The 25,795-nt window shown below is 37.1% G+C and carries 23 protein-coding genes and 3 tRNA genes; 8 read left to right on the top strand and 18 right to left on the bottom strand.

The features are described 5' to 3' along the window. Positions 1 to 24: 24 nt before the first annotated feature. Positions 25 to 957, bottom strand: coding sequence for a hypothetical protein (locus tag FXX65_RS00205; RefSeq protein WP_147614580.1), 933 nt, complete (start codon positions 955 to 957; stop codon positions 25 to 27). Further along, a complete protein-coding gene (locus tag FXX65_RS00200) occupies positions 954 to 1,820 on the bottom strand; it encodes a hypothetical protein (protein ID WP_147614579.1) in 867 nt (288 codons plus the stop codon). Before FXX65_RS00200 ends, FXX65_RS00205 begins: the two co-directional genes overlap by 4 nt. Before the next feature lie 365 nt (positions 1,821 to 2,185). Here FXX65_RS00200 and FXX65_RS00195 point away from each other — a divergent pair, with 365 nt between their 5' ends. The 8 genes from FXX65_RS00195 (at position 2,186) to FXX65_RS00160 (ending at position 6,575) form a co-directional block, all read left to right on the top strand. Next, positions 2,186 to 4,213 carry an aconitate hydratase gene (locus tag FXX65_RS00195; protein WP_147614578.1) on the top strand — a complete coding sequence of 676 codons (2,028 nt, stop codon included), beginning with the start codon at positions 2,186 to 2,188 and terminating at the stop codon, positions 4,211 to 4,213. A gap of 83 nt (positions 4,214 to 4,296) precedes the next feature. After that, positions 4,297 to 5,025, top strand: a complete 729-nt coding sequence (locus tag FXX65_RS00190; RefSeq protein WP_147612678.1) for a late competence development ComFB family protein — start codon at positions 4,297 to 4,299, stop codon at positions 5,023 to 5,025. An 84-nt stretch (positions 5,026 to 5,109) separates the two neighbouring features. Next, positions 5,110 to 5,182 (top strand) — tRNA-Val (locus FXX65_RS00185). A gap of 24 nt (positions 5,183 to 5,206) precedes the next feature. Continuing rightward, a tRNA-Val gene (locus tag FXX65_RS00180) sits at positions 5,207 to 5,279 on the top strand. 6 nt (positions 5,280 to 5,285) lie between these two features. Then, positions 5,286 to 5,358, top strand: a tRNA-Pro gene (locus tag FXX65_RS00175). A 198-nt stretch (positions 5,359 to 5,556) separates the two neighbouring features. Beyond that, positions 5,557 to 5,979: a TM2 domain-containing protein gene (locus FXX65_RS00170; protein ID WP_147614577.1), complete on the top strand. Its 423-nt coding sequence runs from the start codon at positions 5,557 to 5,559 to the stop codon at positions 5,977 to 5,979. A 45-nt stretch (positions 5,980 to 6,024) separates the two neighbouring features. Then, complete coding sequence (locus tag FXX65_RS00165) at positions 6,025 to 6,366, top strand: hypothetical protein (RefSeq protein ID WP_147614576.1); 342 nt, start codon at positions 6,025 to 6,027, stop codon at positions 6,364 to 6,366. Further along, entirely contained in the window at positions 6,366 to 6,575 is a 210-nt protein-coding gene (locus FXX65_RS00160; RefSeq protein WP_147612681.1) for a hypothetical protein, read from the top strand. The genes FXX65_RS00165 and FXX65_RS00160 overlap by 1 nt, the downstream gene beginning before the upstream one ends. Before the next feature lie 284 nt (positions 6,576 to 6,859). Here the strand turns inward: FXX65_RS00160 and FXX65_RS00155 are convergent, their stop codons facing one another. From FXX65_RS00155 to FXX65_RS00080, 16 genes are all read right to left on the bottom strand, one after another. Further along, positions 6,860 to 9,019, bottom strand: a complete 2,160-nt coding sequence (locus tag FXX65_RS00155) for a sodium-translocating pyrophosphatase (RefSeq protein WP_147614575.1) — start codon at positions 9,017 to 9,019, stop codon at positions 6,860 to 6,862. 331 nt (positions 9,020 to 9,350) lie between these two features. Beyond that, a complete protein-coding gene (locus FXX65_RS00150; RefSeq protein WP_147614574.1) occupies positions 9,351 to 10,265 on the bottom strand; it encodes a TIGR01212 family radical SAM protein in 915 nt (304 codons plus the stop codon). An 87-nt stretch (positions 10,266 to 10,352) separates the two neighbouring features. After that, a complete protein-coding gene (locus FXX65_RS00145) occupies positions 10,353 to 11,651 on the bottom strand; it encodes a TRAP transporter large permease (RefSeq protein WP_456293458.1) in 1,299 nt (432 codons plus the stop codon). Further along, complete coding sequence (locus FXX65_RS00140) at positions 11,648 to 12,154, bottom strand: TRAP transporter small permease (RefSeq protein WP_147614573.1); 507 nt, start codon at positions 12,152 to 12,154, stop codon at positions 11,648 to 11,650. Before FXX65_RS00140 ends, FXX65_RS00145 begins: the two co-directional genes overlap by 4 nt. 156 nt (positions 12,155 to 12,310) lie before the next feature. After that, positions 12,311 to 13,297 (bottom strand): C4-dicarboxylate TRAP transporter substrate-binding protein, encoded by a 987-nt coding sequence (locus FXX65_RS00135; protein ID WP_147614572.1) that lies wholly within the window; start codon positions 13,295 to 13,297, stop codon positions 12,311 to 12,313. Positions 13,298 to 13,796: 499 nt separating this feature from the next. After that, positions 13,797 to 14,684 carry a hypothetical protein gene (locus tag FXX65_RS00130; protein ID WP_147614571.1) on the bottom strand — a complete coding sequence of 296 codons (888 nt, stop codon included), beginning with the start codon at positions 14,682 to 14,684 and terminating at the stop codon, positions 13,797 to 13,799. Between the two features lie 34 nt (positions 14,685 to 14,718). Continuing rightward, positions 14,719 to 15,387, bottom strand: coding sequence for a tetratricopeptide repeat protein (locus FXX65_RS00125; RefSeq protein ID WP_147614570.1), 669 nt, complete (start codon positions 15,385 to 15,387; stop codon positions 14,719 to 14,721). 29 nt (positions 15,388 to 15,416) lie between these two features. Further along, positions 15,417 to 16,982, bottom strand: a complete 1,566-nt coding sequence (locus tag FXX65_RS00120; protein WP_147614569.1) for a sigma-54 interaction domain-containing protein — start codon at positions 16,980 to 16,982, stop codon at positions 15,417 to 15,419. A 9-nt stretch (positions 16,983 to 16,991) separates the two neighbouring features. After that, positions 16,992 to 19,337: a 30S ribosomal protein S1 gene (gene rpsA / locus FXX65_RS00115; protein ID WP_147614568.1), complete on the bottom strand. Its 2,346-nt coding sequence runs from the start codon at positions 19,335 to 19,337 to the stop codon at positions 16,992 to 16,994. A 23-nt stretch (positions 19,338 to 19,360) separates the two neighbouring features. Continuing rightward, on the bottom strand, positions 19,361 to 20,116 hold the full coding sequence (locus FXX65_RS00110; RefSeq protein ID WP_147614567.1) for a pseudouridine synthase: 756 nt from the start codon (positions 20,114 to 20,116) through the stop codon (positions 19,361 to 19,363). Further along, the gene (gene scpB, locus FXX65_RS00105) at positions 20,079 to 20,633 is read right to left on the bottom strand and encodes an SMC-Scp complex subunit ScpB (protein WP_408057323.1); all 555 of its coding nucleotides are present in this window, start codon (positions 20,631 to 20,633) and stop codon (positions 20,079 to 20,081) included. Before scpB ends, FXX65_RS00110 begins: the two co-directional genes overlap by 38 nt. A 38-nt stretch (positions 20,634 to 20,671) precedes the next feature. Continuing rightward, positions 20,672 to 21,454: a segregation and condensation protein A gene (locus FXX65_RS00100; RefSeq protein ID WP_147612690.1), complete on the bottom strand. Its 783-nt coding sequence runs from the start codon at positions 21,452 to 21,454 to the stop codon at positions 20,672 to 20,674. Continuing rightward, positions 21,438 to 21,986, bottom strand: a complete 549-nt coding sequence (folK, locus tag FXX65_RS00095; RefSeq protein WP_147614566.1) for a 2-amino-4-hydroxy-6-hydroxymethyldihydropteridine diphosphokinase — start codon at positions 21,984 to 21,986, stop codon at positions 21,438 to 21,440. The genes FXX65_RS00100 and folK overlap by 17 nt, the downstream gene beginning before the upstream one ends. 13 nt (positions 21,987 to 21,999) lie before the next feature. Further along, a complete protein-coding gene (gene recA / locus FXX65_RS00090) occupies positions 22,000 to 23,181 on the bottom strand; it encodes a recombinase RecA (protein WP_147614565.1) in 1,182 nt (393 codons plus the stop codon). A gap of 83 nt (positions 23,182 to 23,264) precedes the next feature. Then, complete coding sequence (locus tag FXX65_RS00085) at positions 23,265 to 24,374, bottom strand: tetratricopeptide repeat protein (RefSeq protein WP_147614564.1); 1,110 nt, start codon at positions 24,372 to 24,374, stop codon at positions 23,265 to 23,267. Then, positions 24,371 to 25,792, bottom strand: a complete 1,422-nt coding sequence (locus tag FXX65_RS00080) for a hypothetical protein (protein WP_147614563.1) — start codon at positions 25,790 to 25,792, stop codon at positions 24,371 to 24,373. Before FXX65_RS00080 ends, FXX65_RS00085 begins: the two co-directional genes overlap by 4 nt. Between the last annotated feature and the right edge of the window lie 3 nt (positions 25,793 to 25,795).

Genomic DNA, 25,795 nt, shown 5'->3' with positions numbered 1-25,795 from the left:
GTGCTTTTTTCTTTATTTTAGATTTTATCTGTCAATATTCTTTTTATCCTGCAAATATCTTGCATCCTCTTCTTTTATGCTTGTATAACGACAGATTGCACAAAATTTTTGCGAAGAATCATCACAAAAAATATTTTCTGCTCTAAAGTTTGCATAAACGGTTCTCTCTTTTATAGGACCAGTGGGAATGGGAAATCCCAAAACAATAGCATAATCAAAACCTTCTTTTATGATGAGATTATCTTTGCTCATCGCAAAAACGAGCCTCTGCTCATCAATATATATTAAAGCAGGAGGATTTTTTCGCTCCTGAATTGGAGATTTTTCCTCATTATTTTCTGCAAGATACCTGCACACACTGATTAAAAAAAGCCCATTTCTTATCGGTTTTCCATCAGAACGGCATTGCATCACAAAACGCTCAAGATAATTTCTAGTGCTCAACTGATTTTGCTCTTCAACATCCGACCAAGCAGGCAAAACAAAAAGTGGAAATCTCTCAAAAAATGCACATTCAGTTGCACTTTCCATAGAATTTGGAGAATAATATAAAATCGCCTTTAAGTTTTCTGACTTTTTCTTCGGAGCTTCTTCAATTTTTCTTATAACAGACGGAATCTCCAGCGCAAGCCCAGAATTTACAGATTTTACCTCTGTAATAAAATAAAGACCGAGCTTGTTAAAATAAAATTGAACACGAACAGATTTTCCGTCAAAAGATTTTACACTTTCAGGCGGATTTTTTAATAGGATTATATTTTGCTTTAAAACTGTAAGCCTATCTTTAGGAAGCGCAACAGGAAATACACCGACCGAAACACTCTTAACGGTGTTTCCGTTTTTATCCTGCACATTTCCTTTTTGATTTTCAATTTCTTCAGTTAAAGTGACAGGAACATTTGCATCCATCAAATACTGGAGAACCAACTGCCTTTCAATTCCTGTAAGCTCGTTCATGATTTTTCTCCCCTATCCATCTTTAAAATTTGAAGTTGGTTTATCTTCCAAGAATCAGTTTTTTTAATAAAGAAAATCATTACATCAACATAACCTTGCTTTTCGCGCAAAAATCTTACAGGCACTTCGTAAAGACCATTCATCTCGTAAGGGCAGCCAATCACAAAAGATGAAAAAAGTGTCTCATTTTTCTCCGCTAGTTTTTTCTCGCCCACCTTTGAATCTGCCTGCACTTTTGATTTATCATCCTTCTTTGAATCTGACTGCAAGTCTGATTTTTCGCCACCTGATTGCGATTTTTCATCGCTTGCCTGCAATTTCTCTGGTGAAATTTTGTGTTCATCCGTTTTTGAATTTGACTCTTCCTCAGAATCGCCTTCTTTTAATGGGAATTCCTCTTTGAACACAGAAAACCATTCTTCCTGTAAATCATTAAAAAAAAGAGCCGCCTCAAAAATGTCTTCACTTTCAAAAATCGAATCCTTAATCTGTCCTTCGCAAAGAGCAATCGAAAATTCTTTGGTCAAAGATTTTACTTCTGGCAAAAAATTCGTCAAATCAAGCGAAGTAAAGCCCTCGAGGCTTGGATAAACGCTTGCAAGATTTTTAGAATAAGTTGAGTTTATCAAAACTTGGGGCAAAATCCTCACACCTTTATCAACGGTTTCTATCGACGAAATATCGCGAGTAAGCCTTTCTTTTTCAATTTCGCTGACCCAAAAAGTGTCGTTATAGAGTTTTTCCGCTTGCGCTTTTAGAGAATCCTGCGCAATTTCGCCTTCGTTTTTTTGAAAATTTGCACATGAAAAAAAGCACCAAACAAAGATAAAAATTGCTAAAAAAAATGCGCCCTTTTGAAACATCTTAACGCATTTTACCACAAGAAGTTACAAAGTTGAATATCAATTATTTGACGAAAAAACTTCTAGCACCAGGCAAATCTTAAAGAAAATTGGGCGTTCCGGCACAAGTTTTGTCCGCTTTGCTTGCAAAACTTGCGCCGTCGGCTGTTCCGCCATTGCGCTATCGCTCCAGCCTCCTCGCTAACGTCCGTTTGCTGCGGTGGCCGCCTTTGGCGTGGCTCCATAGCCTAACGCTAAAAATCTCCGCCAACGCATACAATTTCTCTTATAACTGCAATTTTTTTCTCCAACTTGAAAACCCAGATTTAAATCAATATACTTTTGTAGATATTTCCAATCGATAAAATGCTAAACGAGGTACATTTATGGCACTTACACTTTCTGAAAAAATCATTCAAGAGCACATTGTCGCTGCTGCCTGCCCAAATATAAACTTTAAAAAAGGAATGCAAATTCCGCGTGGGGAAGATATCGCCTTAAAAATTGACCAAACTTTAACACAAGATGCAACTGGCACTATGGCATATCTTCAATTTGAAACGATAGGAATTCCTCGCGTAAAAACAGAACTTTCGGTTTCTTACATTGACCACAACACTCTTCAAACAGATTTTAAAAATATGGACGATCACAGGTATCTTCAATCCGTTGCACAAAAATACGGTCTTTATTTTTCTCGTCCTGGAAACGGAATTTGCCATCAGGTTCATCTAGAATTTTTCGGCAAACCTGGAAAAACTCTCCTCGGTTCAGACAGCCACACTCCAACAGGTGGTGGAATCGGAATGATTGCGATTGGCGCAGGCGGTCTTGATGTTGCAGTTGCCATGGGTGGAGGAGCGTTCCACACTCCCATGCCTAAAATTTTTGGCGTAAAATTAACTGGCAAATTAAAAAGAGGCGTTAGTGCAAAAGATATAATCCTAGAAGTTTTGAGACGAGAAACCGTAAAGGGCGGAACCGGTGCAATCTATGAATATTTTGGTGAAGGAGTCGCTTCTTTAACAGTTCCTCAAAGAGCAACAATAACAAACATGGGTGCAGAATTGGGAGCAACCTGTTCAATATTCCCATCAGACGAAAAGACAAAAAACTTTCTTGAGTCCATGGGTCGCGTTCAAGATTGGAGCGAGCAAAAGGCAGATGAAGGTGCAGTCTATGATAAGACTATCGAAATCAATTTAGATGAATTAGAAGCACTTGCAGCTTGTCCTCATAATCCAGATGTAATAGATTCTGTAAAAAATCTTTCTGGGAAAAAAGTTACCCAAGTTGTAATAGGCTCGTGCACAAATTCTTCTTTGGACGATTTAGAAAGTGTCGCCGCAATAGTAAAAGGTCATCATGTGGCTCCAGGTGTTGAAGCAGGAATCGCTCCAGGAAGCAGAACTACTCTTTTAATGGCAAGCAAATCCGGAATCCTTGAAACTTTAATAGAAGCAGGCTTTCGCATTTTGGAAAGCGCCTGTGGTCCATGCTTAGGACAGGGATTTGCTCCAAATTCAAAAGGTGTTACCTTAAGAACTTTCAACAGAAACTTTAAAGGTCGTTCTGGAACAGCAGATGCAGACGTTTATCTGGTTTCGCCAGAAACTGCGGCAGCAGCATCGATTACAGGCGTATTTACGGAAGCTAAAACTTTGGACTATGAAGATCCTGCATACACAAAAGAAGTTAGAGTTTCTATGCTCGAAGGCAAAGACTCAAGGCTTTCCAAATCAATGATTTTATCTTGCACTACAAACCACGGCATGATTGTTCCTCCACTTGAACAAGAAAAAGCAAAAGATATTGAAATAATTCGAGGTCCTAATATAAAGCCTTGTCCGCCTTGCCGCGAATATAAGTCAAATTTAAACCTTCCTGTTCGTTTAAAAGCGCAGGACAATGTATCTACAGACGACATAATGCCAGCAGGAGCAAAAGTTCTTCCATTGAGGTCGAATATTCCTGAAATTTCAAAATTTACACTCACAAGACTTGATGAAACTTTCTACACAAGAAGCGAGCAGGAAAATTTTGCAGACTGCTGTGTAGTTGGGGGCGAAAATTACGGGCAGGGTTCAAGCCGCGAGCATGCAGCCTTAGGTCCTATGTATTTGGGTGTTAGGGCAGTTATTACAAAGTCATTTGCAAGAATCCACAAAGCAAATCTTATCAACTATGGAATAATTCCTATGACATTTAAAAATCCAACAGATTACGACAGGATAAATCAAGGAGATACGCTAGAACTTAAAGATTTAGACAACTCTTTGATGAATGGAACACCATTTAAAGTTTTAATAAACGGAAAAACTGAAATTGAGTGCGTAAACGATATAGCATCGCGTTCTGCACAGATTTTGATGGCTGGCGGACTTGCTGCTTACACGAGAAAAGGTGGAAATTAAATCAATAAAAAAAACTTCATTTGCGTTCCTCATTTTTATGATTTATAATTAGTCAACCTTGATATAAAAGAGAGGGTTGAAAAATGAATATACATAATTTGATGGAAGAAGTTGTAATAAATCGCGTAAACGATCTTTACGAGCAGGTAAAACAGGTCAATGCAACTTGGCTCACTTGCGATTGTGAAAATTGCCGCTTGGATGCAATAAGTTATGTTTTAAATCGTATACCGCCAAAATATGTCGTAAGTGGCAGGGGTGCGTTGCATACAAACGACGAGCTTGAATCTCCACAGATAAAGGCTGATATAGATTCGATTGGAATGGAAGGCATACGAATTGTAAGTACGACAAAACGCCCTTTCCATATTGAACCTAGAGAAAATAAGGCAAATTCGAACAGTAAATTGCCACGTTTTAATTTTCCTATGATACAAGGAACAGTATTGGATGGAAGTACATTTGAACCACTTACAGATGTCACAATCTATCTAAAACAAGACGGAAAAATAGTTGAAATGGCGGATGCAACTTGGCACAATCCAACACAAACCTACCACAGCACAAATGGGACCTATAGTTTCTGGCCAAAAGCTGTTATAGCAGAAAAAGAGGACGAAACAAAAAAGTTTTCATTTACGGTTGAAGTTTCTTGCACTGGTTATGAATCTGTAACCTGTTCTTTTGATGTTTCTATAGTTTCAGAAGCTATTGAACGAACAAAACTGGATTCATCTTTTTCTATGAAGATAAAAAATTTGGTTATGTTCAAGAGCGAAATTCAAAACGAAATGGACAGAGCGATAATATAATAAAAAATATACAATATTGAAAGAAAAACTATTGAACAAAAACTTTCAATTTGGTATATTTACCGAGTCGCTTGACAAGAAAATGGGCAGTTAGCTCAGTTGGTAGAGCCCCTGGTTTACACCCAGATTGTCGGGAGTTCGAGTCTCTCACTGCCCATATTTTTTTTAGAAAGCACAAAACGGACGGTTAGCTCAGTTGGTAGAGCCCCTGGTTTACACCCAGATTGTCGGGAGTTCGAGTCTCTCACCGTCCATTGTTACGGGATGTAGCGCAGCTGGTAGCGCGCTTGGTTTGGGACCAAGATGTCGCAGGTTCGATCCCTGTCATCCCGATAAACTCACTCATTTTGGGTGAGTTTTTTTTATTTTAAACAGATGATTGTCAATTTGACGAAAGCCGAAAGCAGAGAGTGCAGCTAAATGAGCACGCCGACAGCTTAAAAAAAGTTAGGTTGATGGCTTACGTTACTTATTGTGAATAAGGAAAATCTTCCAGCATATTTTCTTAAAAAAAAATCGAAGGAGGATTTTATGTCAGAAACAAAAAAATGTATTGAATGCAGTGAAGAAATTTCTGTAAATGCAGAGATATGTCCAAAATGTGGCGTTCGCCAAACGCAAATTGTAGAAACAAAATTTTGTAAGGATTGTGGGGCAAAAATTTCAAAACAAGCTGAAATATGTCCAAAATGCGGTGTTAGACAAATGAATTCTGATTCATCAACATTAACAAATATAAACTCAGATAAAGATAAAACTGTCGCAGGTGTTCTTGCTATATTGCTTGGAGATATTGGGATTCACAAGTTCTATTTTGGTCAAACTGGCAAAGGAATTCTTTACCTACTATTCTGTTGGACTTTGATTCCTGCAATTATTGCACTTATTGAAGGTATACAAATACTTTGCATGAGTGATGAAAAATTTCAAAAAAAATATTTTAGCAATAAATAAGATTAAATTGATTATTAAGAGAAAAAATTTAGGGAGTATTTTATTATGAAGAAATTATCTTTAATGGCTGTTTTAATTTTATTTTGTACTTTGCTTTGTTTTGCAAAAAAACCAGTTTATCGTTATGCAATCATTGGAGAACAATCTTGTATAATCGTTGATTATTCAGAGAAAATTCCAGAAGAAAGACTTAGCACCTCATTGCTTTCGTTAAATACAAAGGAGGAACGCTTTATTGGAGAAGCTGGATTTAAGGAGGTACGTTCATTTTTTTACCAAGGATTTCCTTTTATATATGCCGATGCAACAAAAGATGAAAATAATCCTGATATGACATATATTGATACTTGGGATGATGTCATCGCTTATGTAAGAGGAAAAAAATAATGAAAGTTGAACATATTGAAAAAGCCAAAAATGATTCAGATTGTGAAATTCGATTAGGTCAAGCTAGTTGGGATAGTTCTAAAAAATCGATAAAGTATACATGGTTTGACATCAATGGGAAACCTACACGAGGTGGAGAATTTCCAGTTGAGGCTTTACCTCAAATGTTGGATTTTGCCATAAGAAAGGGATACATAAGTTTATTCTAAAATAAAAGAGTAGTTCAATTAAGCAATATTTTGGGAACTACTCTTTTTTTATGAGCAACTTGTAAATAATAATGCTCCACATTTCTTTTAAAACTTGCAGAATTTTATAGTTTTTCATCCAGCGTTAACACTACAAGGTTTTAGGGGCTGTGCCCCTAGGAGAAGGGGTAGGATGCAACGAAGTGCAGCCGCAGGGGAAGGCTTTTCCCTCCTATATTAAGCAAAAAAAATGCGAAGGAGCAAAAATTATCGCTTCTTCGCAAATCATTAAACATTTTTCGATTTTAGTTAAAGATGAACGACCAAAGGTTGTATTCTGCAAATACGCTTACTGCAACCAAAGATACAGTTGACATTATCTTGATGAATATGTCCATGCAAGGTCCTACTGTGTCTTTTAGCGGGTCGCCTACGGTGTCGCCTACGATTGCTGCATCATGTACGGCTGTACCTTTGCCTGTTCCTGGAATTCCGCCCTGCTCTATGTATTTTTTTCCGTTATCCCAAGCACCGCCTGCGTTTCCTGTAAAAACGGCTATCATTATTGAACAGATTGTTGAACCGATTAAAATTCCGCCGACAAAATGCGCTCCAAACAAGAGTCCGCATACAACTGGTATTACAACTGCCATCAATGCTGGAACTTTCATCTGATTTATTGCACCTTCTGTAGAAATCTTTATACATTGGTTGTGGTCAGGGTCTTCTTTCTTTTCAAGAATTCCTGGATGTTCTTTAAACTGCCTTCTGACTTCATCTACCATTTTTCTTGCTGCAACTGCAACTGCGTCTATGAGCATTCCAGAGAACAAGAACGGAAGCGCGCCTCCAACGATTGCACCTGCTAAGGTCATTGGTTCCATTATGTTCAAAGTTGGCAATCCGTTTACTATGGATTCTCCAGGAAGCGAATACATATAAGAAAGCATCAATGCAAGAGCTGCAAGTCCTCCCGAGCCTATCGCAAATCCTTTGCCAATTGCTGCTGTTGTATTTCCAACTGCATCCAAAGTATCTGTTATATTGCGAACATCTTGTGGAAGTTCCGACATTTCTGCAATTCCACCTGCGTTATCGGAAATCGGTCCGTAAGTGTCTACAGAAACTGTAAGAGCAACAAAAGAGAGCATTCCCATTGCAGACATTGCAACGCCGTAAAGTCCAGAAAGATAATAAGAAACTATTATTCCAAGCCCCAATATCATACAAGGAGCCATGCAACTTCTCATTCCGAGGGCAAGCCCTGTTGTTATTGTAAGAGCAGGCCCTTCCTTAGACGCTTCTGCCAAAATTTTTGTTGGCATGTAATCCGAAGAAGTGTAGTATTCAGCAAAAATTCCAATCAAAATTCCTGCAACAATTCCTACAGCAGCACCAACCCAAGGAGAAGCAGCACCAAGTCTAAAGCCAAGATTTGTAAGCTCTACATCTTTAAAAAGGTATATAGAAAGTGCAAAACCTGCAACAAAGGTAACTCCAGCTCCGAACCATGTAGCTCCATTTAATTGAGCGTGAACTTTTTTTGATTTTGAAAGATCTCTAACCAAAAGAGAAGCTACTCCTAAAACGCAAGCTATAAGACCAATAGCAGCAAATGCGAGAGGGAAAGTATATAAAGCAGTCAATGAGCGTTCTGCAACATTAGCATGCTTTATGATATTGTAGCCAAGTGCGATTGCGGCAACTATGGAAGCAACATAAGATTCCAAAAGGTCAGAGCCTAAACCTGCAACATCGCCAACATTATCGCCGACATTGTCTGCAATGGTCGCGGGATTTCTAGGGTCGTCTTCTGGAATGTGTACTTCTGTTTTTCCGACAAGGTCTGCACCCATATCAGCGGCTTTTGTGTATATGCCGCCTCCAACACGGTTAAACATAGCAACAAGGGAGCATCCCAAAGCATAACCAGACAGAGCATTAGGGAATCGTATAATTTCAATCTTAGTGAGCCAGCACTTTGCAACATCCATGCTTTCGACCCAGCCCAAGAGTCTTCCAAAAACAATGTATACGATTACCAATCCAAAAAGAGCAAAGCCTGCAACACAAAGACCCATAACAGAGCCACCACGAAATGCAACTTTTAAAGTCTTTCCAATATTTTTAGTCGTATTTGCTTCGTTCGTTACGCGGACATTTGCATAAGTTGCAATCTTCATTCCAACAAGGCCAGCAGTAGCAGACATAAAGGAGCCAATAAGGAGAGCTACCGCAACATACCAATCCAAACTAAGCCATACTATAGCAGCAACAACAATTACAACAATCGAAAGCACTTTGTACTCAATATTCATAAAAGTGTTAGCACCGCCACGGATGTACGATGCAATTTTTTGCATCAACGGGTTGCCTTCTTCAAGTTTTTTAACTTTAAAGAAGTTGAATGCTGCATAACAAATGGCAAGAATCGAAGCGAACAACAGCAAAATCGAAAGTGACATAAAAATTACCCCCACAAAAACTCAATTAACAAGACACAACTTGCGATGAGAGTTTTTAGCAAGCCGCCAACACAAATGCTAAAGCGGCATTAAAAAAGTTTGCAACGCAAACTCGCAATAAACTTTGACAAAATTTTATGCAAAGCCTTATTACCTTCTTCTATATGATAATGTAATTTCACGGTTTACGCTCAAAAAATATTTTGGATAATATTGTCATTTTTTATAAAACTAAGGACGAAAATTTATGGTCTCGACCGCAGTTCCAGGGTTCCGCTATCGCTACATTGGCTACGCCAACGCTACGCGCCCTTCCACCACGGCGTAGGTATTATTGTTCCATAAAAAGTTTTTTTGCCTCGTTTAACACTTTTCTCTTGTTTAACGCCCATTCTGGTGCAAGTGCAATTTTTTTTGGCGGATCGCCTGTAAATCTGTGCAAAACCGCATTTTCTGGCAAAAGTTTTAAAGCCTTTTGCAAGGCATAAAAATATTCGTCTTGTGTTAAACATTCAAAATGTTTTTCTAAAAACAGCTTTTCTAAAGCGGTATCTTTTAAAACATAGAGATTTGTAATCTTTATTCCAAAAAATTTTTTATCGCTTTTACGATTGTTCACCTTGCAGACAAAACGCACAGAATCAATCATATCTTCTATATTTTCATTTGGAAGCCCAAAAATTAAATGTGTTACTATATGTGCAGAAGGCAGTCTATTTTGTAAAAGAGCAATCGCATTTTCGTAATCCCTATCTGTATAGCAGCGGTTTATAACATTTCCTGTTTTTTCATTTGAAGTTTGAAGCCCCAGTTCTATCTGTAAAAAATATTTTTCACTTATCTCGCTAAAAAAATCTATAAATCGCTCGCCAAGGCAATCTGCTCTGGTTGCAATCGCAAGTCCTGCAACTCCATCCATTGAAAGTGCTTCTAAAAATTCACTCTTTAATATTTCAAAATCGCCATAGGTAGAAGAAAAACTTTGAAAATACGGCAAATACAAAACTCGATTACTGACACTTCTTCCTTTTGCTTTTTTTTCAACGAGTGATTTTCCGTTAATAAATTGCTCGCTTATGGATTTTGACTTTGCGATAAAATCTCCACTCCCCTTTTGACTGCAAAAAATGCAACCTCCAAAACCTTTGCTACCATCGCGATTAGGGCAGGAACAACTTGCACAAAGAGAAACTTTATAAACCTTGCAGCCAAATATTTTTTTATAAAAATCAGATAATAAAATCATAGAAACTAATTATATAAAAAAACCGCACCATGTTTTTGGTGCGGCTCGCTTTTTAACACTATATTTTTTACATAGCATTTAATTTCATCATTTTACTACACCAAAAATCAAATTTGGTAACCACAAACTTATCTGAGGAATGAATACCAAAAGAATAACAACCATTATCACGGCAAGGAAGAATGGCAGCGATGCTTTTGTTGTATCTTCTGGGGAACATCCCAATATCGAAGAAGTTGTATACAATGCAGTTCCGACAGGTGGAGTGTTAATTCCAGAAGTGGTAACCGTCATCATTATTACTCCAAAGTGAACAGGGTCAATTCCAAGCGACTTTACAACAGGAAGCAATATCGGTGTCATGAGCAATGTAATAACAGTGGTTTCCATAAACATTCCCATAACTAAAAGCAGTGCAATTATAATCAGAAGCATTATAGTTGAGTTTTGAGTTATTCCGAGCAGCCCAGATGCCATAGCCTGAGGAATGCTGTCGTATACAATACCGTAACCAAAAATACCGCTCAATGCCAAAATCAGCGTAACGATTGCAATGTCTTTTGTACTGTCTTTAAGAGTTTTGATCAAAACCTCAAGAGACATCTCTCTATAGATTACTGTTCCTACAAAGATTGCATAAACTGCGGCAAAAGCTCCAGATTCAGATGGGGTCATAATTCCAAAGCGAATGAATACAATCAGCATAATTGGAAAAAGAAGCGCCCAAATGCCGTCCTTTAAAGCAGACATAACTTCGCGGAATGAAGCAGGCTTTTTTCTATCTGGAATATAATTTCTTTTGTGTGCAGAAATCGAAGTTGCACTCATCAAAAATATCATCATCAGTAAACCTGGAATCATTCCAGCGGCAAAGAGGCGTCCAATCGAAACTTCTCCAATGGAACCGTAAATGATAAATCCCATAGAAGGAGGAATTGTGCAGACAATCATAGATGACCATGCATTTATTGCAGCAGACCAGCCTCTGTCGTATCCTCTACGAATCATTTCTGGACCTAAAACGCGAGATTCCATCGCAGCGTCGGCATTTGCAGAACCAGAAACGCCACCCATCAGAGTGGAAAGTACGCAAGATACCTGAGCAATGTTGCCGTACATGTGTCCAGTTAGAACATCTGCAAGTTTTATAAGGCGCTTTGTTATGCCTGTATTGTTCATTAGATTTCCGGCAAATATAAAAAGCGGAATCGCAAGCATCGTAAACGATTGTGTCGTAGACAGAGCCTTTTGAACTACGATCGTATAAGGCAGACCTTCAGTTATTAAGAAAAACAATAATCCAGAAATACCAATCGAAAAAGCAACTGGCATTCCCAACAAAAGCAAAATCAAAAATGCTATAACAACTATTCCCATGCCACTCATACAACTGCCCTCTCTTTTGTGCTCCATGCGGAAGCTGGAGTTTTTATAATCTCATGAATTTTTATGCAGGATGAGATTGCCATGAAAAAACAACCAACAGGAACACAGACTGTACACCAGCTGTAACTTATTGGCAAAACTTGGAAAAGTCGTTTTGTGTTTTCTGCTGATAGTTTAATTCCGAAAATAGTAAGGAAAAGACAAAATGCAATGATAAGGCAGAAAAATATGAGAGAAAGAGCCTTCTGCATTCTTACAGGCAACTTGTCGGTTAAGATTTCAACTCCAATCAGTTTGGTATTTCTAACAGCAATGTCTCCGCCCAAAAAAACTTCCCATGCAAAAAGCAAAAGCGAAAAATCAACTGCCCAGTTTATCGGATGATGCAAGGTTCTTGCTACCGCGGATAAAAAAACCAACGCAGTAATCGCTATAAGAAAGAGATTTGTCAAAAACTCTTCGATTTTAGTAAATTTTTTATAACACAATGCGATATATTTCATCGGATATATTCCTTTTTGTAAAAATCACTTGCGCTAGACGAAATACATCCGCACAAGAATGCTATAAAAGTTTGTTTGGGACAGCCATAATTTGACCGTCCCAAACTTTTTAAATTATTAAAAATGTAAAAATGATTTTTTTTAATCTATCAAATCTTATTTTCCGATTTCTTGATAGATTTGTTTGCGCAAGGCTGTAAAGCCAAGTTTATCGTATGCTTTATCAGCGGCTTTTTTAAATGGCTCTTTATCAACGGTTACAACTGTTATGCCCTGACGAACAAGTTCTTTTTCGAGTTCAGCAGCTTTTGATTCAACTAGACGTGCATTTTTTTCACCTGCAGCCTGAGTCTCTTTTATGAGCAAATCTTTTAAATCGTCTGGAAGAGTATTAAACCATTTAGTTCCTACGATAAGACCGTTGATAAGATGGAAGTGTTCTGTTTTATCGAGGTATTTTACAACTTCATACAGTCTGGCAGGAACAGCAGATGTAAGTTGAACTTCGCATCCGTCAAGTGCTTTAGACTGAATTCCACTGTATGTATCGTTCCAAGGCATTGCGATTGGCGTAGCGCCTAGAGCCGCAATGCTTTCTGCCCATGCAGGAGCTCCAGGAGTGCGGATTCTAAGTCCTTTGAGATCTTCAGGAGTATTTACAGGCTTGTGTGTATAAAAAGAGCGAGCTCCGTCATACCAGTTGAAAGAAAGTATCTGGATATTGTCTTCGCTTGCAAGTTTTTTTACCCAACCGTCAAAAGTTTTGCCCTTCGTAACTTTTAAAACATCATCATAATTGTCTGCAAAATATGCCATACCGATGATACCGATATCTTTTACATAATTTCCCATGCGACCACCGTCGGTAAGAACGCAAACATTAACACCTTGTATAGCCTGTTCGATAACGTCTTCATCGGTACCAAGCTGAGCAGAAGGATAAACTTGTATTACTAAACGTCCGTTAGACTTTGTTTTTACATTTTCTGCAAGTTCTTTAAATCCTTGAACCATAATTGATGTTTCGTTGAGCTGTGTCGAAAGTTTCAAAGTATACTTTTTTGAATTGTTATTTTTGCGTGCAGCAAACACGCCAAATAGAGCAATCAAAAACAAAGAAACAACAATAATCTTTTTTTTCATAAAATCCTCCAAAAATAAAGATGTGTTTAAAGATATCGTATTTCACAAGTTTTTGGTTGTCAAAAAAAATCGTAAAAAAAAATTGTTATCTTAATCGTAAAAGTCCAAATCTAAATCAGAATCGTAATATTTATATATTTTTTTGAGATTTTGGAAATCTATCAAGAATGTTTTTCTTGAAAATTGATAAAATTGAAGACCGAAAAAGGATTTGGAACTTTTTGAGCGATGAAAAGGAGAACTAAAAGGAGCAAGTATTTTTTTTACAATATTCTATTGTGTCAATTTTGAGCTTTAAAATGTGGCAAGCCTACTTGTAACCTCACTACCTGCCTGCGAGCTTCCAGTGGCAAGGGATTGGAAGGACGGCAAAGCCGTTCCGAAGCGTAGCGGAGGAATGGAGCGATAGCGGAATCCTGAAAAGCCCGGTTTTTGCGAAATGAAACGAAGTGAAATGCAGCAAAAAGCCACCCGAAGCAAAAAAAACTCGATTTTTAGCCTATTTATCTTTAATGATAGGCATGGAACCAAGGTCTAAAACCAAACTGTATGTATTAGAAAGCGATTCGCCATCAAAGGCAATTCCTACGGCAAAAAATTGAACATAATAAGTGTCGTCTTTTGAAGCCGTTGAATTATGAACATAATCTGTATCTCCATCATTTGGTTTTACATTCCTAGTGTTATTGGTATTTTGGTCATCGAAAAAATCAAAGGATTTACCATCGTAGCGTGCAGGAACTGCAAGTGTTATATCCGAATAATTAACCGTTATGTAAGTCCCACCAATCGAATCAGAATGACTCCAGGTGTTTAAAGCACTGTCGTATTTTAAATATCTTGGTTCTGTGTAACCGTTTACAAATCCTCTAAAATCATCATTACCGTTTCCAAATCTTATAAACGCTCTAAACGATTGAAACGAATCTCCAACATAATCCTCGTTTCCTTTATACGTTTTAGGTCTAAAAGCAATTCTTTTATCATTATTTGAAGAAGGAACAAAAAGCGTCTGTTTTATTTCTGGAAAAGTTTTTAAAGGTTGGTATTTATGGGTTTCTATCATTCTTGTTGCCGCTTCAATGTTATTCGAAGCAGTATTCACATTTAAAATTGAATTTCTTTGGGAAATTAAATCATTATAATTGTTATATATTTTATAATAGACTTCTGTTCCACTGAAAGAGCTTTCTTGTCCAGTCTCTTTTGTGGCAAACTCACAATACCAATCGGTAAAATCATCTCCAGAATACAAAGACGAATTATAACTGGTAACAGGCGGTTCTACATTTATTATCTCTTGCATGCCACAAGAAAATAAAAAAAATCCTGACATTACAAAACCTATAAAAGAAAATATTTTGTAAAAATGCCAGAATTTTTTCATACATTGTTAACTATTTTTTTTAATAAAAGTTACATTATTTAGAAGAGGATTCTATTGCTATTATGCGACTCTTAGCAACGCCTGCCCAAGTCGAAGAAGGATGAATCTCTTCAATTTTTTTATAAGCGGCCTTTGCATCATCGTAAAGACCTTTTATTTCGTTCACACGTCCCAAACTAAAATAAGCATGATCTACAAGATAAAAATCTTCCGCTTCAACCGATTTTTTGTAATAAGATATTGCACCGTCCAAATCGCCCAAATTTTCACAGCAAACCGCAGCATTGTAATTGCAGATAGGCGCAGTGTAAATTTGTTTTTTCAAATTCGCAGCTTTTGACCATGCAGCTAAGCTTTTTTCATAATCTTTTTTCTCAAAGAGAATTTCGCCTTTTAGCATATTAGCTCGAACGCCTACAATTCCGCCTTTACCAGCAAATTCTTCCAAATCCAAAAGTGCCTTGTCCTGACGAGAAGCGAAGTCTGTTTCAGAAATTGATTCGCTATCTTTTCTTAAAACATATTCAACCGAATCAAGACCTGCAAGCCCCTTTTCAATAGATTTAGTTTTTACAAAATTTACTGCAACAATTACAGCAACAAAAACCAAAAGGATTGCGATAAATCCAAGTAAAAGTTTTACGTTTTTTTCAAGAAATAAATTGATTTTTTCTACCGAAGTGGTAGATTCATTATTTTTCATAATAAACACCTCATTTTTCTATATTCATCTTAGCGTATGTTCAATTCGTTTAACAAACGAGAAACATAAGTTCGCTGAATTCCTAAAATTTTACCCGCTTCTGTTTGATTCCATGAAGTTTCGTTCAAAATCTGTTTAACGTAAGCCGTTTTAAATTTTGTAATTGCAGTTTTTAGAGAACGATCACCATCAGCAGGATTTGCAAATTCTTCTGCAATAATTGAATAGCTATTGCCGATTTCGTCTTTGTCTTTAGGAGGATTTTGAGCAGACAAATAGTTTATCCTCAAATCTTCGCCCTGTATAAGCGGAGGAATACCTAAAACACAGGCGCGTTCTATTGAATTTTCAAGTTCACGGACATTTCCTGGCCAATAATATTCAAGCAGAATTCTCTCTGCCGCAGAAGAAAATCCTTCAAAACTCTTTTTTGTTTCAATTCCAAATTTTGAAAGAAAAAATTTAGCAAGTGGCAGTATATCTTCTTTTCGCTCTCTTAAAGGCGGAATATTCAAGGGCATTACATTTAAGCGATAATATAAATCCGCTCTAAACGAGCCATCGTTCACCATTTTTTCAAGATTTCGATTCGTTGCGACAACAATTCGAACATCAACCGTTATAGAATCACTCGAACCAACTCTTTCAAAAGTTCGGCTTTGCAAAACTCTTAAAAGTTTTGATTGCAGTTCAATGGGAAGTTCTCCAATTTCATCAAGAAATAAAGTTCCCTTATCTGCTGCCTCAAACCTTCCCTTTCTATCTGTAACAGCATCCGTAAAAGCGCCTTTTACATGCCCAAAAAGTTCGCTTTCAAGCAGAGAAGGAGAAAGTGCTGCACAATTTACACGTATAAAAGGTTTGTCGCTCCTGTTTGATCGCAAATGTATCTGCTCTGCAAACAATTCTTTCCCAACTCCGCTCTCGCCAGTTATCAAAATAGTAGTGTTGGCCCGAGCAACTTCGTCAATTACATGCAACAAATCCAAAACTGATGAACTTTTTGCGACAAAGGAATGATAGTCAATCCCATTTTCAATATTGCTTTGTAATATGGAAATTTTATCTTGGGCAGCACGAAAAGAATCTGCATTTGAATAGGCAATTCCTGCTTGATTAGAAAGCAATTCAAGAATTTCAAGGTCAGCTTTATCGAAAAGTCTTCCATCTAGTTTATTTATGAGTTCGATAACACCAATGCACTTTCCCTTAACTTTCATAGGAATTGCAATCATCGTTTTTGTAATATAACCGGTTTTATCTTGCACGGTTTTAGAAAAACGAGGATCTTTCGCGGCATTATTTACTATCAAATACTTGTTATTTTCGACTACCCAGCCAGCAATGCTGTTTTTTTCGACCAAAATATTTTTGGCTTCCACACCTTTAGGTCCTAAAGCAACCATAAAGCGCAATGTTTCGTCTTCTTTGTTTACAAGGAGAATAGATGAAGCTTCGCATTCAACTAAACGCATTGCGGATTCAAGTATATAAACCAGCAATGCGTTTATGTCCGAATAGTTGGAATTTATTCGATCGTTAATCTCGATGAGTGTCTTAAGCTTTTCTAAACTGAGAGAATTCATATCACTCATCGAAAATTATCAGTTTTTCTTCTGGTCGTTAAGCATATCGCCAAGTGTATAAGCTCCACCACCATTATCAGAAGACATATACTGGTTAATTTCTTTGCGAGCCTGAGCCTTTTTAAATTCCTTAACAGAAAAACCAACTTTTTCTTTTTCAACATTTATGTCTATAACATAAACATTTATTTTATCGCCTACGTTGTATTTTTTTACCGCTTCTTCGTAAGGAACTTCTTTGTCATCGCTCAAATTTGATTTGTTTACAAGTCCTTCAATTCCTTCAGGAGCTTTTACAAAAATCCCAAATTCAGTTATAGACGTAACTTCACCTTCAAGGGTTGAGCCAACAGAATACTTGTCAGCAAAAGCCTTCCAAGGATTATCTGTAAGCTGTTTTATACCAACAGTAATACGATGTTGTTCTGCATTTACATCAAGAATCTTTACATCGAGTTCCTGACCTACAGTTAATTCACTTCCAGGATGTTTTACTTTCTTTGTCCAAGAAATATCTTCAGCTCTCAAAAAGCCGTCGATTCCTTCTTCAAGCTCCACAAAAGCACCTGCGTTTGTAACTTTTACAATCTTTCCGTGAACGACAGAATCCACAACGTATTTTTCAGAAATTGTATCCCAAGGATTAGGTGTAACCTGTTTAAGTCCCAAAGAAACTCTACCAGCCTGAATATCGTATCCCAAAATCATGCACTTAACTTTGTCGCCGATTTTAACCATATCAGACGCTTTGTTTACTTTTTTTGTCCAACTGAATTCTGAAATATGAACAAGACCTTCAATTCCTTCTTCCAATTCGATGAAGGCACCAAAATCAGTAAGTTTTGTAACAGTTCCTTCAACAATGCTTTCTACGTGATACTTGTCTTCAAAGTGCATCCAAGGGTCTTCTGTAAAATGCTTGAGTGAGAGATTTATTCTCTTATCTTCAGGATTTAAAGCGATAACCTTAAGTTCAATTTCCTGTCCTTTTTTTACAAAATCTTTTGGACGAGTTACATGACCCCAACTCATATCATTTATATGAAGAAGTCCATCAAATCCGCCTAGGTCGATAAAAGCACCAAAACTTGTAAATGACTTTACAACGCCTTTAACGTTATCACCAACTTGTGCCTTTGCAAAAAAGTCATCGCGTGCTTTGTTCATCTCTTCTTCGAGATATTTTCTGCGGTTTACAACAACATTTGCTTTGTTATCAGAATACAAACGTTCGATATAGAACTTAGAAACAGTTCCAATCAATTTTTTAGGATCTTCAACCTTTGTGCTGTCAGACTGACTTATAGGAAGGAAAGCGTGAATATCGCCACCAAGGTTTACATCAAAACCGCCCTTTACTTCTTTTTCAATTTTCCCTTCAATAGCAGTTTTTTCATCTGCAGCTTTTCTCAAATCTTTCCAAAGTTGCTTTGACTGTGCCTTTGTGTAAGAAACTTCAGGACCACCACGACCGTTGAGTTTTACAAGCACCACAACTAAAACATCGCCAACTTTTGGCAATTTTCCAGCAAATTCTTGAACAGAGATTTTTCCCTCTGATTTTGCACCAATATCAATAAAAACAAGTTCGTCAGTAACTGCGATTACAGTTCCTTCAACAAGCTGACCATCTTCAAGAGTTTTAAAACTCCTAAGAGACTCCTCTAATTGTGTTTGGATTGAGCTTTTTGCGTCTTCCTTTTCCACTTCCATCTGTTCCATAGTAAACCCTTTATTGTGAATTTTAGTTAGGATTATCTCACAAACCTGTTCTATCGTCAAGATTGAAGTATCTATATAAAAAGCGTCTTGAGCTCTCTTGAGAGCACCTTCTTTTTTGTTTTTATCAATTTCATCGCGCTTGATTATCGCCTGTTTTACTTCTTCCAAAGTCATATTGGAAACGCCCTGATCAAATCTTCTCTGAGCTTGAACATCTATAGAAGCGTCAAGATAGAACTTATACTGCGCATCTGGAAAAACGACTGTTGTCATATCGCGTCCTTCGCAGACTATATCCAGAGATTTTGTGATTTCCCTCATGCGCTGATTTACAAGATGGCGAATCTCCACAATAGAAGAAAGTTGTGCAACTTTCGCACTTACCGAATCTGAATGCAATAAATTCTCTACATCTTTTCCATTTAGGATAAGCCTCGAATTTTTGTATTCAAGATTTTGTTTTTTGCAGAAATCGACAACAGCATTCGAATCGCTTAAATCGATATTTGCTTCGTTAACCGCTAAAGTAAGCGCCCTATAAAAACTTCCGCTATTCAAATAAGTTATGTTCAGTTTTTTTGCGATAAGACCTGCAATCGTAGATTTTCCAGTTCCAGCAGGACCGTCCATGGCGATAATCATATATTCAATTCCCCTTTAAGATTTTAATTTTTGCACAAAGATAAAAGTCCCTTTACTTCAAAATCCGTAAGCTCTCTAAATTCTCCCTCTTTTAGATTACCCAAACCAAGATTTCCAATTCTTACTCGCTGAAGACTTCTTATTGAACTTCCAGCATCTGCAAAAACTCGACGGATTTCTCTGTTTTTTCCTTCTATAAGAATGACTTTCATTTTGTGAGTATTTATTATTTTTGTTTGTTTTGCTTTGTAAAAAATTCCTTCGACTCGAATGCCTTTTAAAAATCTCTGATCCAATCCCTCCGGAAGCGGATAACTCGTTTCCACAAGATATTCTTTTTCAATTTCGCTTGAAGGATGGCTCAACTTTGCAGCAAAATCTCCGTCGTTTGTAAAAATGACAGCACCACGGCTAAACATGTCGAGCCTGCCAACATTATAAAGGCGCTGTGAATATTTTTGTTTTAAAAGATCTACTGCCACAGGTCTACCTTTTTCGTCAGATTGGCTACACACGAGTCCCGAAGGTTTATTGAGCAAAATATAGATTTTACGATTTTCCAAGTTTACTTTTTTTCCATCGACACAAATCTCATCATCAACGCTTACCTTTGTGCCGAGTTCTGTTACAACATCACCGTTTACCGTAACGCGCCCTTCTACGATTATTTTTTCTGAAGAACGCCTGCTTGCAACTCCGCAGTGAGCCAGAAACGCTTGCAACCGCTGTTTTTCTTTAGGCTTATCTTGCAAGTTCAAACCTCTCAGATTCTTTTTCATCAAGACGAGGTAAATCTGCAATGGAATTTAAACCGAAAAACTTTAAAAAATCCTTTGTAGTTCCAAACTGACTCGGTCTTCCAGGAGCATCTTTTTTACCAACTTCTTTAACCAAAAGCCTTTCTTCCAAAAGGCGAATCATATTGTCAGGAGGAACTCCGCGTATAGATTCTATTTCTGCACGAGTAATTGGCTGCTTATACGCTATTATCGAAAGCACTTCCATTGCGGAGCGACTTAAACGACCTGCATTTTTGTTGCCATAACGTTCTTTTAAAACTTCCCAAAATTCTTTTTTTGGAGTAAGAGTCCAACCACCTGTAATCTTTGAAAGTTCAATTCCTGAATTTTCACTCGTGTATTTTTCTTTTAAACTTTCAAGGCACTGTTCTACAACATCCTGCGACAATGATGAAATTTTTGAAATTGTCGCAAGGGTAAGAGGCTCGCTGTCTAAAAAAAGCACAGTTTCTACAAGCCCCATTTCTTTTTCGAGATTGACATCCATGTGTTTCATTATGCCGTATTTTTAAATAATTTTTAACAGATTTTTGCTTAAGCCGCAGTATTTTTGCAAATTTTTATGTCGCCAAACATTCTATTTTGCATTACCGTTGCCATTTTAAACTTAACCGCTTCTAAAAGAGCCATAAAAGCACAGATTACATCGAGCATATTTCCTTTGCGAATAATCAAATCCGTAAACATGCATTCATTTTTTTCTTCCAAAAGCTCATTCATCAAAGTGATTTTTTCATTGACGGAGATTTCTTCGTACATATCGATGATTTTGCTGTCAGAATATTGAGAGATCATCGTTTGAAAAATCTTTTGCATCTGCTGCAATAAATCCCAAGTGTCAACAGCTTCCCACATATTTTCATCTTCAAAAGGAAGAACTCGCTGAATTTTCTTTCGTTCAAAATTCCATTCGTTTTCGTCTTCTCTGTCTTCCATAAGATTGGAAAGTTTTTTAAATTTTTGGTATTCAATCAGTTTATCAACCAATTCTTCCCTTGGGTCATCAAAATCAAAATCGTCATCAACTTTAATTTCCACAGGCAACATCATTCTGCTTTTTATATATAAAAGTCTCGCCGCCATATTGTAAAACTCAGAAAGGTCTCCAAGTTCAACTTGAGAAGCGTAATCCAAATATTCCAAGAATTGCTCTGTTATCTGTGCAATGGGAATGTCGTATATATTTATCTTATTGTCGCGAATCAAAGCCCAAAGTAAATCAAGCGGACCTTCAAATTCTCCAGCGGTATACTTTCTATTGCTGTCGCTTGCAATCTCTTCTTTGTTTTTTACCTGTAAATCAACTTCCTGTCCCATATTGCGCCTTTAAATTTAAAAATTCCTGAGCAGAAAGATATTTTTCTACTCCTTGGGAACCCTTTTCGTTTACATAATGAACAAAAACATCCCTGCTTATAAAATCGGCAGATTCATTTAAAATCTCAAGCATAGGAATTAGAACAAAGGCTCTCTCAAAAATGCGTGGGTGCGGAATTTGCAAATCTTTAGTAACGACAGCTGTGTTGCCAAAAAACTCTATATCTATGTCTATACTTCTAGGTCCGTTTCTAATTTCTTTTGTTCTGTCTCGCCCTAGAGATTCTTCTATCTTATGAATTTTAAAAAGCAAATCTTGTGGCGGTAAAGATGAATCGATTTTTCCTCGAACAAAAAGATTAAAAAAATCCTCCTGTTCTGTATAATACATAGGTTTTGTGCGGTAGACAGAAGAAGCCGTTATTCCTGAAAGCAACAAAGAAAGTTTATCAAAAGCCATCTTTAAGATGATTTCGCAGGATTTGTCTTTCCAAGTTTTGTTTGAACCAAGCCCAAGAATAACGTCTGTCATAATTTATTTATCTCTAAAAAAGTGCATCCTTTGCAGACGGAATTACTTCTTCAGAAAAAGAAGCCGAACTTTCCTTTGCAGGTTTTTCTGAAGTTTTAGAAGCTTCTTTTGCAGATTTTGCCTGCTCTGGATAAACTGGAACTCCCTCTTTTGTTTTTAAAACTTGACCTGGGAATACTTCTGAACGAATTTGAGATTCAATCTGTTTTGCGTACTCAGGGTTTTGCTCAAGAAAGTTGATGGCGTTTTCTTTACCTTGACCAATTTTTTCTTCCCCGCGAGTATACCACGCACCTCTTTTATCGATTATTCCGTGCTTAACCGCAGAATCCAAAAGAGAAGCCGTTGCAGAAATTCCTTTTCCAAAATAAACGTCGAGTTCAACCTTACGGAAAGGAGGCGCAACCTTGTTTTTTACAACCTTTACCCTTACCTTGTTTCCAATCGCTTCGTCTTCGCCCTTGCCGTCTATAGATTCTATGCGGCGAATCTCCAAACGAACAGATGAATAAAACTTTAAGGCATTTCCACCTGTCGTCGTTTCTGGATTTCCAAACATAACGCCAATTTTCATTCGGATTTGATTGATAAAAACGATTGTGCACTTGCTTTTGTTTACGATTGCGGTGAGTTTCCTGAGTGCCTGACTCATAAGTCGAGCCTGCAAGCCCATCATTGCGTCTCCCATATCGCCTTCAATTTCTTTTTGAGGAGTCAAAGCGGCAACAGAATCTACAACGATTATATCAACCGCGCCAGAGCGAACAAGGCTTTCTGTAATTTCAAGAGCCTGTTCTCCTGTATCTGGCTGCGAAACCCAAAGTTCATCGATATTTACACCGAGATTTTTTGCGTAGATAGGATCCAATGCGTGTTCTGCGTCGACAAAGGCTGCTATTCCACCAAGTTTTTGCGCTTCTGCAATCGCATGCAAAGCCAAAGTCGTCTTTCCAGAACTTTCAGGCCCGTACATTTCGATTATACGCCCTCTTGGATAGCCTCCAACTCCCAGTGCTTCATCGAGCAAAATCGAACCAGAGGGAATAACATCAATTCCTTTAGAATCTGGTTGAGTTCCGAGTTTCATAATTGCGCCTGCACCAAATTGTTTTTCAATTTGAAGGCGAGCCGCTTCAAGAGCCTTTAATTTTTCCGACATTTCAGTCGGCTGAGTAAATTCCGTCGTTTTCGCCATTTTAGCCACCTTATCCTCCCACTACTTTATATAGAGTCTAAAATTCATTTTTTACACATTTTATCAATTTTTTTTCGTTTTTTTTATTTTTTACGCAGCGGTTGATACACTGCTCGTCCATAAAGAGAGATTTTTCCACCTTCAATTCCGATTTTTCCTAAAATTTTTACCGCTCTATCGCCTTCTATTGCGGGAGTTGGCGCAGGAGAAAAATACACAGAAACGATTCCATCAACCCTTTCCAAATTTTCGTATCCAACCAGAAGATCGCATCCGTATGAATCTTCCTGAAGCCTTGCATTTGAAATTCTACCAGACCAAGAAACCCAACAACCGATATACAAGAGAGGATCCATTGCAACTTGATTATAAGAAAAATTCTCTTCGCCATGTTCTATAAATGTATCAAAAGTGGGTTCTTCGAGATACGAAAAAAGAAGATTCGCTTTTGCTTTTACAGACGAAGACGCATTTGAATTTAAAAGCCTGTTAATTTCAACACGACATGAATTATCCCTATAGTCTTGAAAATAAAGCCGCGCCAATTCGTAGGATTTTTCTATCTGCGCTTCGGAAAGTATATAACGGTAAACTCCATTTGAAAGATCTTTTTCTTGAAGATTGGATTTTTCTTCGGAAGAAAGATTTAATTCCGCAATCGCTGCACGTTTTGGAATATTAGAAGAATTCGGTTTGATAAAATGAAGAATCAAAAATGCAACAGCAAGACCTGCAAGACAAGAAATCAGAATTCTAAAAAAACTTCCATGATTTTTTGCGATAGGCGGATAAAATGTTTCTATCTTTCCTGAATCAACCCATTTTAAAATCGTTTCGTAATCGCCATTTTCGCGTATAAAGCGCATCGCTTTTTTTGCACATTTGTTTTCTGGATCCAATTCAAGAACTTCAAGATAATACTGCACTGCCAAATCAGTATCTCCACGGCGCAAAAATATAGCAGCCTGCCCGAGCAAAAGCCTTGTATCCTTTAGTTTTATGTGCCTCGCTTCCTGAAAATATCTACTAGAATTTCCAGTGTCGCCAGCGTAAAGACAGGCAGTTGCAAGCGTTATATAATATTCAAAACTTTCGTGGTAAATTTCTCTTGCATTTTCGAGAAGTAAAATCGCTTTTCCAAATTGTCTGCGTTGAAAAAGAGAATTTGCGCGGTCAATAGCAGATTTTTTCATTTTGACTCTGGCCGCCTTATCCTTTCCAGTATTGAATCGAGTTCCGCATTTAAAAGGCGAATTTCATTAAAATCGACTAATGCAGGGTCAGACTGTAAAGAGTTAATCCTGTTTATAAGATTTTGAACATAAACAGGATCAAGTTGTTCCTGCGTTATAGGGGGAACTATAAAATCTATGTCTGGCTTTTTTATCAGGTTTAAATTATCTAGTTTTTTTTCATCAACATTTGCATCAGGATTTTCTGAATCTTGTTTTAGCGCTTCAATATTTTCTTCATTTCCCAACACATAGTCTATAAACGAAAGGCCTTCAGGCATTGCACTTTCTAAACCTGTGGCAAAATAAAAAACTATCGAAGAAGTTTCACCTTTTTTTAACTTTTTTGAAGCCCAATTCACGCTTACAGCAGAATTGTTATAAGAAACCGCCGAATTAAAACTCCTGCCTTCCACTATTACAGGAACCCAAGGGCCTTCTAAAAGCGAGCGAACTTCGGAAAAAGAAACTTGCTCTGGAGAAGAAACCGATTTACCATCCAAAACAATTTGCAAAGAAGTTTTTCCATCTGTAGAAATGATGGAGCGGTCTTGTTTAAAAGACGAAAATTGCTTTTCAGAAGAAATTTTATTTCCAGCTGTTGTTACAAAATGAAAATCCGTTCCTTCACCCAAAATAGTATCTATTACGGCTTTTACAGAAATATCTTGAACTTCATTAAAAATATTTGTCGAAAAAATGCTGACTTTTACAATATCAGTTTTTTTCCCAGGAAAAGATGAAATAGGTTCAAACTGAACTGCAATCTGTGTTTTTCCTGCAATATTGTATACGAGTTGAGCACCCGAAGGTATTTTTCTGAGCTCTTTTTTTACGGCAGCATCTTTGTTTAAGCGATAGATTGTTCCATCAACCTTTGCAAAAAACGAAGTCGAAATCGAATCGCTGTATTGACTAAAAAGAGGAATCTGTTTTTTTTGAGAATCGAATGCATAAAAAGAAAAAGTTCCAGTTCCTGCCCTAAAAGAAAGTTTTATATCATCTTTAACAATTTCGTATTCTTTTTTCGGCACATAAATCGTTCCCAGATATTTGTCGGTTTTCTGCTTAGCTTTTTCCTTTGCCAAAAGTTTTGCTTGTTTTTGTTGATTTTTTAATTTTGCTTTTTGCTCTTGTGTTAATTTTGCAGAATCGTTTTTATCATTTTTTTTGCTTTCTTCTTTTACAGAAGAATTTTCATTTAAAACTTGACCTGAAACAATTCCTTTATCGTTAATCGAATTTTCGTTTTCCTGCGCAAAAAAAGGTTGTGTAAAAACAAAAAACAGAAGTGTAAGAAAGATAAAATTAAAATGTTTTTTTTGAGATTTTAAATTTTTTCCTATAATAAAAAATCGCTTTTCTTTGGAACAAATCATAAA

This window comes from Treponema pectinovorum (genome assembly GCF_900497595.1).
In the GTDB taxonomy this organism is placed as follows: Bacteria; Spirochaetota; Spirochaetia; order Treponematales; family Treponemataceae; genus Treponema_D; species Treponema_D pectinovorum.
This window is presented reverse-complemented; position numbering and strand designations above follow the sequence as displayed.